Here is a 12030-nt window from a genome sequence, read left to right as displayed (position 1 = left end):
GCGGGAAGCAGCCATCGGAGGCGGCGTCGCGGGCGATGCGGTCCTCGTCGGTGGTCCAGCCAGGTCGCGGAGCGACTGCAGATCCGAGATCGCGGCCTGGTGACGGAGGGACTCGTCGCCGACCTCGTGGTGTTCGACCCCGATCGCGTCATCGACCGGGCGACCTTCGAGCAGCCCGCCCAGGCACCAGAGGGCGTCAGCCATGTCGTCGTGAACGGACAGCTCGTCCTCGACGACTACCAGCAGACCGGCGCGCGGCCCGGGCGAGTGTTTCGTCGCGAGGTGTAGCGTCGCCGTCACGGCGACGTCCGGGCAGGGTCCTTCAAGGGCGGCCCGGTGTCATCCCGTTTGTGCCCGGTGCAGCGGTCGGACCGTACGACCGTGCGGCCGTGCAACTCGGACTGCCGCGGTGGACAACTATCGCGGTAGTCTCCATCCGTTGGGCGTTCGGCCCACGGCACGTAATACGGGCGCGGTTCTCGCTATCGCGCGCGATCGATCGATAGGAGACCAAGCATGCGGATGCGTAGATTTGGCTGGATGGGTGCACTTCTGGCCCTGACCCTGATCGCGACCGCTTGTGGCGGCGAGGGTGACACCAGCGACGACCCGGGCGACGAGTCCGGGGACACCGATTCGACCGACGACAAAGACGCCGCGGACGACGACGGCGACAGTGCAGACGGCGCGGACGGTGATGTGCTGGTCGTCGGTACCACGGAACGCCCGAGCACGATCGACCCGTCGGAGGTCTACGAGAAGTTCGCGTCCGACCTCCTCTTCAACACGACCGACCGCCTCGTCGAGCTCGAACCCGGCACCGGCGACGCCATCCCGGGTGTCGCGGAGAGCTGGGAGATCTCCGACGACGGGCTGACCTACACCTTCGCCCTGCGCGAGGGCGTGGTGTTCCAGGACGGCTCCGACCTCACCTCCGAGGATGTGAAGTGGTCGCTGGAGCGCTCGCTGAACATCAACCACCCGGACGGCGCCGCGTTCCTGATCGGCGCGATCGAATCGATCGAGACGCCGGACGACCTCACCGTCGTGGTGACGATCGATCAGCCGAACGTGACGTTCCTGTCGCGTCTGGCCTACACCGTCGGCACGATCCTGCCGAGCGACTCCGACGCCTACACGGCACCGGACAGCGCGTTGGAGGAGCCCTCCGCCGAGGAGGCGGGCGAGTTCATCCAGGGCGAGACCATCGTCGGCTCCGGGGCCTACCGGCTGACCTCCTACAGCCCGGACCAGGGCGCGACCCTGGAGGTCTGGGACGGCTACTGGGGTGAGGCTCCGCTGATCCCGACCGTGCGGATCCAGTTCTTCGAGAGCGCCGCGCAGATGACCAACGCGCTGCGTAACGGGGAGATCGACCTCAACATCAACGACCTCGGCCCGGCCGAGCGGACCGCGATGGAGGCCGAGGAGGGCATCGAGGTGCAGATCGGTGACGGTGGGCGCACGCGCTACATCGTCCTCGACGTCACCCAGGCGCCGTTCGACGACCCGGACGTCCGTCAGGCGATGGCGGTCAACATCGACCGTCAGCGGATCATCGACGAGGTGTTCGAAGGCGCTGGCCAGCCCCTGTTCTCCATGGTGCCCCCGGGGTACCCGGCGTCCAGGGACTACATCTCCGATCTCGACGTGACGCTCGATGAGCCGGTCGACATCGAGTTGTGGTACCCGCTGAACAAGTACGGCGACACCGAGGCGCAGGTGGCCGAGGTGATCGGTCGTTCCTTGAACGAGTCCGGACAGTTCAACGTCACCACGGAGTCGGCGGACTGGGCGGCGGAGTACGCAGGCAACCTGAACACGGGTGCCTACAAGGCGTACCTGCTCGGTTGGTACCCCGACTACATCGACCCCGACGACTACATCGAGCCCTTCTACCACTCCGAGAAGACCTTCCTGGGCTTCTACGGCAGTGACCAGATGGACGCCCTGATCGACGAGGAGCAGCAGGTCACCGACCTGGCTTCTCGCGAAGGCATCTTCGACGAGATCCAGCAACTGGCCGCCGAGGACATGCCTATCATCCCGCTCTACGAGGAGTCCGCGACCGCGTACTACGTGGACACCCTCACCGGCGTGGAGAGCAGCATCGACATCGCGATCCAGTCGCGGTGGAACCTCATCGGCAAGAGCTGACCTCGAGGTGAACGAGGACGGCCGGGCCTGCGTGCCCGGCCGTTCCCGTTCCCGGCCCGCATCCCTCCGCTGACGCACGTCCCGTGGGGGCTCGCCCCGCGGTGCTCTGGCTAGACTCACCACGCCCTGTCCGAACGGCTCAGCGAGGACACGCCGTGGTCGCGACCCGCGCGCGTTCGGGAAGCCTGCGTGCCTACGTCCTCGGACGCCTGGCCTTCGCTCCGGTCTTCCTGTTCCTGCTGCTCACACTGCTCTTCCTGCTCCTCCGGGTGATGCCCGGCGACCCGGTCGCGGCGGCCCTCGGTGACCGTGTCTCAGCCGAGCAGCTCGACGCGCGGCGCGAGGCGGCGGGGATCAACGACCCCATCCTGGTGCAGTACGGCCGCTACATGGGGGGCGTCCTGCAGGGCGACCTCGGTACGCCGGTCACCGACCCCCGCTCCGTCAGCCGGATCGTGATCGACCGGTTCCCGGCGACCTTCGAGCTGACGATGTTCGCCATGTTGCTCGCCGTCGGGATCGGGGTGCTGGCAGGCGCTGTCGGCGCCCGCTTCCGCGACGGGCCGCTCGACGTCGGCGGGCGGTTGTTCGCGATCCTGATCTACGCGGCACCCGTCTTCTGGCTGGGCATCCTCGCCCAGCTGCTGTTCGCCAACCGGTGGGGGTTGCTCCCGACCGGGAACCGCATGAGCGCGAGGATCTCCTACGAGGCCCCGACCGGTTTCTACCTGCTGGACGGGTTCCTGACGAGGGACTGGACGTTCCTCTGGACCGCCTTCCAACACCTGCTGATGCCCGGGCTGACCCTCGGCCTCGTGATCAGCGGGGTGTTCATCCGGATGGTCCGCGTGAACATGCTCCAGACCCTGCGCAGCGACTACGTCGAGGCGGCGCACGCCCGCGGTATCGGCGGCCGCCGCGTGCTCTTCCGTCACGCCTTCAAGAACGCACTCGTCCCGGTCGTCACCATCATGGGCTTGCAGTTCGCCCTGCTGCTCGGCGGGGCCATCCTGACGGAGACGACGTTCTCCTGGCCGGGACTCGGCACGGCCCTCGTCGGGTTCATCAACCGGCGTGACTACGTCGCCGTCCAGGGCATCGTGACGTTCTTCGCCATCATGGTCGTCTCGGTCAGCCTCCTGATCGACATCATCAACGGGCTGCTCGACCCACGAGTGAGGTACTGATGGGCGAGGCCAGCGCGCCGCCGACCGGCAACCTGTGGTACCGGATCGACCATGCCCTGCGTCCCTGGCGCCGGGCCAACCCGATGGCCCGCTGGCTGGTGATCATCGGACTGCTCATCACCGGGTTGTTCGCGTTCCTTGCGCTGTTCCCCAACCTCGTCGCTCCCTACGGCGAGTCGCAGTACCAGTACGTGGTCGGCGGCACGGAGGACCCCGAGGACCTCGACGTCCGCTGTGGGACCGAGGCCGAGTGCGAGCAGGTCCCCCGCCGCATCGAGCCGAGCAAAGGCTTCCCGTTCGGCACCACCGCCGCGCGGTTCGACGTGTTCTCCCGGGTCGTCCACGGCGCCCGGGTGGCCTTCTCGATCGTGCTGCTGTCGACGGCGCTCGCGATGGGGATCGGGGTTCCCCTGGGGCTCTTCTCCGGCTACCGGGGCGGGAAGCTCGACCGGGTCCTGGTCACGCTGATGGACGCGGTCTACGTCATACCGCCGCTGCTGCTCGCGATCATCGTGGCGTTCGTCCTGCAGGCCTACTTCGACCCGGGCCTGGCATCGGCGGCGGTGGCCGTCGGTGTCGTGTACGTCCCCCAGTACTACCGGGTGATCCGTAACCACACGCTGTCGGTGAAGGAGGAGCCGTTCGTCGAGGCGGCCCGCTCGATGGGGGCCAAGCCCCGGACCATCATCACCCGCTACGTGTTCTTCAACGTCGTGCAGAGCGTGCCGGTCATCTTCACCCTGAACGCCGCCGACGCGGTGCTGACGCTGGCTGGTCTGGGCTTCCTGGGCTACGGCGTGCCCTTCCCGCGCGCGGAGTGGGGCCTGGACGTCTCCCAGGCGTTGTCCGACGTGGTCTCCGGGTTCTGGTGGACCGCGTTCTTCCCGGGCCTGGCGACGATGCTCCTGGTCGCCGGCCTCACGCTCGTGGGCGAGGGCCTCAACGACATCGTCAACCCCCTGCTCCGGGTCCGTGGGTTCCGGGGCCGGGTGGCCAGGCGGGCCCTACCCGCGGCCAGCGGGGCAGCCGCATCCGAGCCGGGACCGGCTCCGAGCGAGGGCACGGACACCTCGACGCCAGGAGGGATCCGATGACCGCCGCGGCCCTGCCCCACCACGCGGCCGAGGACGGGACGGAGATCCCCCCGATCCTCGAGGTGCGTGAGCTCTCGGTCGCCTACGGCACCTACCGGGGCTCCCTCCAGGCCGTCGATCACGTGAGCTTCGATCTGTGGCCGGGCGAGAGCCTCGGCGTCGTCGGCGAGTCCGGGTGCGGCAAGTCGTCCATGGGCCGGGGGCTGCTGCAACTACTCCCGCCGGGGGCCGCCGTCGGAGGCAGCGTCAACCTCGATGGCGAGGAGCTCATCGGGGTCGACCGCCGCCGCCTCCGCAAGGCCCGCGGCGAAGACATCGCGCTCGTCTTCCAGGAGCCGATGACCCGGCTCGACCCGCTCATGCGCGTCTCCGACCACTTCGTCGAGGCGATCCGGGCACACCGTCCCCGGACCTCGAAGCAACAGGCGCGCCACCTCGCCCGCGAAGCCCTCGCGCAGATGGGGATCCCACCGACCCGGGTCGACAGTTACCCGCACGAGTTCTCCGGCGGCATGCGCCAGCGGATCATGCTGGCGCTGGGCATCGTGCTGAGCCCCAAGGTCATCATCGCGGACGAGCCGACCACGGCGCTCGATGTGATCGTGGAGGCGCAGATCCTCGACCTGCTCGACCGTATGCGCAGCGATGAGCAGGTCGGCCTGCTGCTCATCACCCACAACCTCGGCCTCGTCGCCGAGACCTGCGATCGCGTGGCGGTGATGTACGCGGGACGGATCGTCGAGATCGGGCCGGTGCCGGAGGTCTTCGCCCATCCCGAGCACCCTTACACCCAGGGACTGCTGCGCTCGGTGATCAGCGTCGACACGACCGAACTGTCCAGCATCGACGGCTCCCCGCCCGACCTGGTGACCCCCCCGCCGGCCTGTCGCTTCGCACCGCGGTGCCCGGCGCGCTTCGATGCCTGCGACGAGGTGGATCCGGTGCTCGCCTCGGTCGGCCCGAGCCACGAAGCGGCCTGCCTGCTGCACCCCGGTTCCGATGCCCTGGCCTCCACCCCCGTGGTGCGACCGAGCGCGGGAGGGGCCGCATGAGGCGCGACCGGACGAACGCCCCTGGAGTCCTCGACGACGTCGAGGTGGCACCGGGCGAGCCCCTCATCGAGGTGGAGGACCTCCACACCCACTTCGAGGTGGGCGGGGGGCTGTTCTCGTCCTCGCACGCCTCGGTGCGTGCGGTCGACGGGGTGTCCTTCGACATCCGGCGCGGGGAGATCTTCGGACTCGTCGGTGAGTCGGGCTCCGGCAAGACCACGCTGGGTCGCACCCTGCTGGGGCTCGCCCCCGCCACCTCCGGAGCGATCCGCTACCGGGGGCTGGACCTCGCCACGCTCACCGAGCCCGAGTTCCGGCCGCTCCGGCGCCGGCTGTCGATGGTCTTCCAGGACCCGAACGCCTCCCTGAACCCGGCGATGACGATCGTCCAGAGCGTCGGTCACCCCCTTCGGATCCACGGGCTCACCCACAACCGCGCGGAGACCCGCGAGCGGGTCATCGACATGCTCGAGCGGTGCGGTCTGGCCCCGGCCGAGCGGTTCCTGGACACCTACCCGGAGGATCTCTCCGGCGGCCAGAAGCAGCGGGTCGTGATCGCTCGGTCGCTGATCACCGAACCCGATTTCGTCGTCGCGGACGAGCCGGTCGCTGCGCTCGACATGTCGGTGCGGGCCAAGGTGCTCGAGCTCATGATGGACCTCAAGGACGACCTCGGGCTCACCTACCTCTACATCACCCACGACCTCGCCAGCGGCAAGTTCGTCTGCGACCGCATGGCCATCATGTACCTCGGCCAGATGGTGGAGTGGGGGGACGCGAGCCGGATCTACGACGATCCGCAGCATCCCTACACGCGGGCGCTGCTCGAGGCCGTCCCGTTGCCGGACCCCGCTCGTCGTGGACGCGACAAGCACCTACCCCACGGCGAGATCCCCGATGCACTCGAGCCGCCACGTGGCTGTCGGTTCCACCCGCGCTGCCCCGTCGCCTTCGAACCCTGCGGCTGGGAGGGACGCGACCTGGTCGACGCGATCGAGGACCGGTGGACCAAGGTCGACGAGGACACCTTCGAGCGGGAACTGTCGTTGGTCGGCGACCTGGCCGATGCCAAGGTGACGCGGGCGGAGGCCCGGTTCCCGGCGGCCGAGGCCGATGCCCTCCGGCGTTGGCTCGAGGAGATCGGGCCGGCCCTGCCCGCCAAGGTCTTCCGCGGGGTCGAGTCCGTGGAGCAGGACGGCCATGAGGTGGTGGTCCGGTTCGGGTACGGCCCGGAGCCGGCTCCCCAGGACATCGCGGGGCACACGGTCGCCTGCCACCTCCACGGGGTCGTCCCCCGCGAGGGTGGGATCCACGCGGGTCCGGTTCGTGGGTCGGGGTCGGAGACGGGCTCGGGGTCTGCCCGCGAACGGGGCGTGTAGCGCGTCCGGATGGCTGGGTCCACCGGGCCAGGCCGTCGGGCGGGTCCGCTGGGCCAGGCCGTCGGGCGGGTCCACCGGCTTCGGTGGAACACATCGACGCTCTGGACGTCGATCGGTTCCAACGAAGCCGCCAGGTGGGTCCAGATCGGGCCTGGCCGCCCGACCCCACCCGGCCGCGCGGCCAGGATCACCGCACTTGCCGGTGACCGTTGCGTATGCAACCATCTTGGCGATGCGTCGGGCCGCAGGGTCGCGCGCCCGCTCACACCACCGCCATCTCAGACTCAGGACATGCCATACCTGTCCCCTCCCGCCCCTACGGGGGGCGGGAGGGGACAGTAGGTATCGGGAACAGCAAAGAACAGCCGGGAACACCCCCAGAAACAGGCCGGAACAGCTTGCCAGGTGTTCCCAGGAACAGCCTCCCGGGAACAGTACGGGGGAACAGGGCCCATCCTCTCAGCGCAGCGATGTTGGCAGGAGCCGGCGACGGTGGCCGATCCGATCGCGGCGTCGTTCGTTCACAGCCCGTTGATCCTGGCCTGCTCGACCTCAAGTGCCAGGCAGGGCGTGCCGGTACAGTTCGTCGCCTCAGGCGCCGATGCCTAGCCCGAGTTTCCTGGCTATCGGCTGTGAGGCCGTCCTGGTGAGGGGTTGAGATCGGCTGGATCGTTGGGCTGACCTGCACGTTTGTCGGTCGAGGGTGCTTGGTTCTCGCGGTCGGATAGTGTATGACCTAAAGCATGGCGAGCATTCATGGCAAGCGGATCGGTGGGAAGACCTACTACTACCTGCGTGAGGTCGCGCGGGTGGACGGGAAACCCAAGGTCGTCTCCCAGCGGTATCTGGGTAAGGCGGACGACATCGTCGCGGCGATGGACGGCGCATCGACGTTGCCCGAGCGCACCAGCCACCGCCGGTTCGGGGATGTAGCGGCGGTGTGGGGGTTCTGTCAGCAACTTGGGGTGGCCGATACCGTCGACGAGGTGCTCGGCGCCCGCCGCTGCGATGCGGGGGCGTCGGTGGGCACCTACCTGGCGCTCGCGACCGTGAACCGGATCGTGGATCCCTGTTCGAAACGGGCGTTCGCCGAGTGGTGGGAGACCACGGCGGGCCCGAGGTTCGTACGGCCCCGGCTACCGGCCGGCGCGACCGATCATCGCCGGTTCTGGGACGCGATGGACACCCTGTCCGGCGAGCAGCTCGAAGAGATCGAACGGCGACTGTCGTTGGCCGCGGTCGAGCTGTTCGACCTCGACCTGTCCGGGCTGGTGTTGGACATGACCAACTTCGCCACGTTCATCGATACGGCCAACGACCGGGCCCCGATCGCGCAGCGCGGCAAGGCGAAGCAGAAACGTCATGACCTGCGCCTGGTCGGCCTCGCGCTGGTGGTCACCCACGACGGTGCCATCCCGATCGTCTCCCACCCCTATCCGGGCAACCGGCACGACTCGACCCAGTTCACCGGTCTGCTCGATCAGATCGTCGACCGCTGGGCAGCGCTCGGTGGCGATCCGGCCGAGCTGACCGTGACCTACGACTCCGGCCAGAACTCGACCGACAACCACACCCACATCGAACGGCTCGGACTCGGCTACGTCACCTCACTGCCGCCCTGCGACCATCCCCAACTGCTCGCCATCCCCGCCGACAAGTTCGAACCGGTCGACGAGGACCGGTTCGAGGGTGTGACCGCCCACGACACCACCGTGGACGCGCTCGGGGTCACCCGCCGGGCGATCATCACCCACTCCGCCAGCTTCCACCAACGTCAGGCCCGCGGGTTCGACCAGACCCTGGCCAAGGCCCGCCGGCAGCTGACCGAACTCCAGGCCCGTCTCGCACGCGGCCGCACCCGCAAGACCACCGCCGGCATCCAAACCGAGATCGACAAGATCCTCGCCCCCCGCTGGCTCGACCGCATCATCACCGTGCACCTGACCGGCGACACCCCCGCCACCCGCCGACTGACCTGGCGCACCGATGCCCGCGCCCGCACCCGCCTCGAGGACGAGATCTTCGGCAAACGGATCCTGTTCACCAACCGCAACAACTGGCCCGTGGTCGACGTCGTCGCGGCCTACCGCACCCAACCTGACGTCGAGAGCTCGTTCCGTCAGCTCAAAGACCCCCACGTGGTGTCGTTCTCCCCCATGCACCACTGGACCGAACAGAAGATCAAGGTCCACACCTTCTACTGCGTCCTCGCCCTCCAGATCGCCCACCTCATGCGCCGCGAGGCCCACCAGGCCGGCCTCAACCTGTCCGTCCGCGGACTCCTGGCCGAGCTAGCCGGCATCGAGGAGACCGTGCTCATCTACCCCTCAACCGGCGGCCGGCCCAAAGCCCGACACATGCTCACCGACATGACCCCCACCCAGCAGCGCCTCCACAACCTGTTCGATCTCGACCGCTACGCCCCCACCACTTAGGTCATACAGCAGACAGCACCCGAAACCCCACCTGACCTGCGACGATGCAGCACCAGCCACCGCTAGCCAGGAAACTCGGGCTAGGTAGGCGCAGGAGGAGCCGCTCCTCGGAATGACTCGACAGCCGTACCAGGGCGGTGTGTTGGCGGGCGGTGACGGGGTGATGACGCCCGAGGCTTCGGGCTTTCGGACCGAAGGTCCGACGGGCTTCGCCCCATGGCCGCTCAGCGCCCCACTGGGAACAGTTGCTGCTCCAATCCCCGGAAGTTCAACACCGGTTCACCCCGCGCATTAGGAGGCACCCCGTGATCGAAGTACTCAGCGTGCTACTGCTGATCGCGCTTGCCGCAGGCGCGCTCCTGCTGGTCAAGCAGCGGCAGGACGCCTCCGGCACCAGCCAGGAACAGCGTGCCGAGCTCCGTGACGCCAAGCGGGGGCTACGCCAAGTTCAGGCCGAGTACACGACGGCAATCAAAGTGGCCGAACGGGACATCAAGAAGGCCTCGAAGTCCTACCAGCGCCAGATCGATGTGGCTCAGAAGCAGCTCAAGGCACTGCAGGACCCGCGAGGGAAGAAGCTCGCGGCGTTCCAGAAGCACACGCTGTACGAACACGCCATTGTTACCCCCAACGGCGAGTCGAACCTTGAAGGAGTGAGGGCCGAAGTCGACACGGCTGGAAACCTCACCACCAAGTCACGGTCGACACTGACCCGGATGGCGGCGGGCGGCGTGCTGCTCGGAGGACTCGGGTCGATCCTGTCGATGGGGTTGAAGAAGACGAAAGAGATCGACAAGCGCGAGCTGTATCTGCTCGTCGATGCCCCGAGCGCGCCCTCGGTCGTTCAGTGCCCACCCGATGACGGCCTCAAGGCCCGGGAGTTTGCTGCGAAGGTCAACGCGGCCGCGAGCGTGGAAGCTGCCTACCGCCAGCGACTGCCCGCGCTGCTCGACCAGGGCCAGCAGCAGCTACAGGCGGCGAAGGACGCGACTGGGCCCGTGGAATCAGCACAGACGGACCTCGCTAGAGCCACCAACGATCCTGACGCGCTCGCCGCCATCGAGAGGGCGCAGGGACAGCTGGTGACCATCGAAGAGTTCCTGACAAGCGGCGAGCAGCCGGCGCTCCCGACCTCGCCCGGTGCCGCCCCGGTGCGACCAGCCCCACCGACAAGCCCCCCTCCTGAGTGACGCCCGCTGAGCGTTTCCCGCGCAGCAGCCTCGATCGCCGCGGCACGGACGTTGAGCGTCTCCTCGGACAGCGCGAGCCCCGGGTCGTGCATCGACCCTTCACGTCAGACCGCGGAGAAACCATGAGACTCATCACGATCACCTGCCTCTCAGCCGTACTGGGCATGCAGTTGGCCTGCAGCCCCACAGCCGAGCCTGCGCCTTCACCGGTCGAGGAGGCGTCCTCGGACGAATCGGCTGGCCTGCAGACGGAGGACGAGGCAGAGGCTGAACCGGAGGATCTCGACAGCCTCGAGGACCTCGAGGACCTCGAGGACCTGAGCGACGTCGAGGTCGACCGCAACATCCTCAGCGTCGACATCACCATCCCCGCCAGCTTCTTCGAAGGCCAAGATCCACAAGACATCGTCGACGCCGCGGAGCAACAAGGCATCCGCGAGGTCACCGTCAACCCCGACGGCTCTGTCTCATATCGCATGTCGCGAGCCCAGCACCGCGAGTTGCTGGTGGAACTCCGTGACTCGATCACCGAGAACCTGGACGAGATGGTCGCCGAGTTCAACTCCGTACAAGCGATCAGCCACAACGACGACCTCACCGAGTTCGACCTCATCGTTGACCGACCGGCCTACGAGGACAGTTTCGACTCCTTCGCCATCTTCGGCGTCGCCGTCAGCGCCGGGTACTACCAGCTCTTCTCAGGCACCGACGCCGACTCGTATCGGGCCGTCGTGAACACAGTCGACGTCGACACCGACGAGACCTTTGCAACCTTCGTCGCTCCCGACGACTGGGAGGAGTAGACGCCCGCTGGCGGAGGTTCAACGACGCAAACGCCCACAGAAGAGTCAGTCATCGCGTCAGGCCCTGGCGTTCTTGGATCCCACTTCGAAGAGCTTGCCCTGGACCGTCTTTCCGGAAATATGAGAAGGACCACAGGAGTCCAGGAGCTGCAACGCGACAGCTTCGTCTGGATGCTCATATTCGTCCAAGTAGCGTGAGAACCTCCTGCCCTCGGGATAGCCGGCCCCGTCGGCGTACACCAGCACCACGAACTTGGAGAGTTCCGGGACCCAGGGACGTTGGTGTAGCGCGTCGATGCAGCGTTGGAACTCACCAAGGTTCTTCCGTCCGGGACCGCCCTTGTAACCACGCGACTTGCTGTCGTAGGGGCCGACCCGGATTCGACGGTCGTAGAACTTGAACTCGATGAACGCACGTTGGACGGCTCGCTCGAGCACCAAGTCGATCCGGCCGGCCTCGACGAACTGTCTGACATCGGGGTGCTGTGTGGCGACGGCGCGGCAGAAGAAGAAGCGGAACACGGACTCGTTCCACCGGTCCAAGGGCATCGATGCGAGGTCTTCGAGAAGCAGATCCATCGATGCCCGAAAAGCCGGCTGCACCACCTCGATCATCGGTCGCCACCCCGCTGCCTGACCACCCGCTCAACGGAGCCGATGTTGCACGACGCCGGAAATCGGGGTCTTCTGACGCTGCCGTGGGTGGGGCGGTAGCGGATACGGGTGCGCACGC

General features: G+C 67.7%; 10 protein-coding genes. 9 read left to right on the top strand and 1 reads right to left on the bottom strand.

All coding sequences use genetic code 11. From position 1 onward, the window contains the following. The 9 genes from WEB03_RS13855 to WEB03_RS13815 all read left to right on the top strand — a co-directional run. Positions 1 to 288, top strand: a 288-nt coding sequence (locus WEB03_RS13855) for an amidohydrolase family protein (protein ID WP_368071507.1), incomplete at its 5' end; no start/stop codon positions are given. 234 nt (positions 289 to 522) lie between these two features. Then, on the top strand, positions 523 to 2157 hold the full coding sequence (locus WEB03_RS13850) for an ABC transporter substrate-binding protein (RefSeq protein ID WP_368071506.1): 1635 nt from the start codon (positions 523 to 525) through the stop codon (positions 2155 to 2157). Positions 2158 to 2312: 155 nt separating this feature from the next. After that, a complete protein-coding gene (locus WEB03_RS13845) occupies positions 2313 to 3344 on the top strand; it encodes an ABC transporter permease (protein WP_368071505.1) in 1032 nt (343 codons plus the stop codon). A gap of 83 nt (positions 3345 to 3427) precedes the next feature. After that, positions 3428 to 4438, top strand: a complete 1011-nt coding sequence (locus WEB03_RS13840) for an ABC transporter permease (RefSeq protein ID WP_368071508.1) — start codon at positions 3428 to 3430, stop codon at positions 4436 to 4438. Further along, positions 4435 to 5490, top strand: a complete 1056-nt coding sequence (locus tag WEB03_RS13835; RefSeq protein WP_368071504.1) for an ABC transporter ATP-binding protein — start codon at positions 4435 to 4437, stop codon at positions 5488 to 5490. The genes WEB03_RS13840 and WEB03_RS13835 overlap by 4 nt, the downstream gene beginning before the upstream one ends. After that, on the top strand, positions 5487 to 6869 hold the full coding sequence (locus WEB03_RS13830) for an ABC transporter ATP-binding protein (protein WP_368071503.1): 1383 nt from the start codon (positions 5487 to 5489) through the stop codon (positions 6867 to 6869). Before WEB03_RS13835 ends, WEB03_RS13830 begins: the two co-directional genes overlap by 4 nt. Before the next feature lie 743 nt (positions 6870 to 7612). Continuing rightward, on the top strand, positions 7613 to 9304 hold the full coding sequence (locus WEB03_RS13825) for an IS1634 family transposase (protein ID WP_368071502.1): 1692 nt from the start codon (positions 7613 to 7615) through the stop codon (positions 9302 to 9304). A 305-nt stretch (positions 9305 to 9609) separates the two neighbouring features. Next, complete coding sequence (locus WEB03_RS13820) at positions 9610 to 10494, top strand: hypothetical protein (protein ID WP_368071501.1); 885 nt, start codon at positions 9610 to 9612, stop codon at positions 10492 to 10494. 122 nt (positions 10495 to 10616) lie between these two features. After that, positions 10617 to 11297: a hypothetical protein gene (locus tag WEB03_RS13815; RefSeq protein WP_368071500.1), complete on the top strand. Its 681-nt coding sequence runs from the start codon at positions 10617 to 10619 to the stop codon at positions 11295 to 11297. A gap of 57 nt (positions 11298 to 11354) precedes the next feature. On the opposite strand, the gene WEB03_RS13810 is transcribed toward WEB03_RS13815, so the two are convergent. Further along, positions 11355 to 11912, bottom strand: a complete 558-nt coding sequence (locus WEB03_RS13810) for a hypothetical protein (RefSeq protein WP_368071499.1) — start codon at positions 11910 to 11912, stop codon at positions 11355 to 11357. Positions 11913 to 12030 lie beyond the last annotated feature (118 nt).

This window comes from Nitriliruptor sp., from assembly GCF_040882075.1.
GTDB lineage: Bacteria > Actinomycetota > Nitriliruptoria > Nitriliruptorales > Nitriliruptoraceae > Nitriliruptor.
The sequence above is the reverse complement of the archived record's forward strand: the minus strand, read 5'-3'. Positions and strand labels throughout refer to the sequence as shown.

Excerpts from the sequence above, each read along its gene's own strand:
- WEB03_RS13850 (WP_368071506.1), top strand. The coding sequence starts at position 523 with ATGCGTAGATTTGGCTGGATGGGTGCACTTCTGGCCCTGACCCTGATC.
- WEB03_RS13840 (WP_368071508.1), top strand. The coding sequence starts at position 3,428 with ATGGCCCGCTGGCTGGTGATCATCGGACTGCTCATCACCGGGTTGTTC.
- WEB03_RS13835 (WP_368071504.1), top strand. The coding sequence starts at position 4,435 with ATGACCGCCGCGGCCCTGCCCCACCACGCGGCCGAGGACGGGACGGAG.
- WEB03_RS13830 (WP_368071503.1), top strand. The coding sequence starts at position 5,487 with ATGAGGCGCGACCGGACGAACGCCCCTGGAGTCCTCGACGACGTCGAG.
- WEB03_RS13825 (WP_368071502.1), top strand. The coding sequence starts at position 7,613 with ATGGCGAGCATTCATGGCAAGCGGATCGGTGGGAAGACCTACTACTAC.
- WEB03_RS13815 (WP_368071500.1), top strand. The coding sequence starts at position 10,617 with ATGAGACTCATCACGATCACCTGCCTCTCAGCCGTACTGGGCATGCAG.
- WEB03_RS13810 (WP_368071499.1), bottom strand. The coding sequence starts at position 11,912 with ATGATCGAGGTGGTGCAGCCGGCTTTTCGGGCATCGATGGATCTGCTT.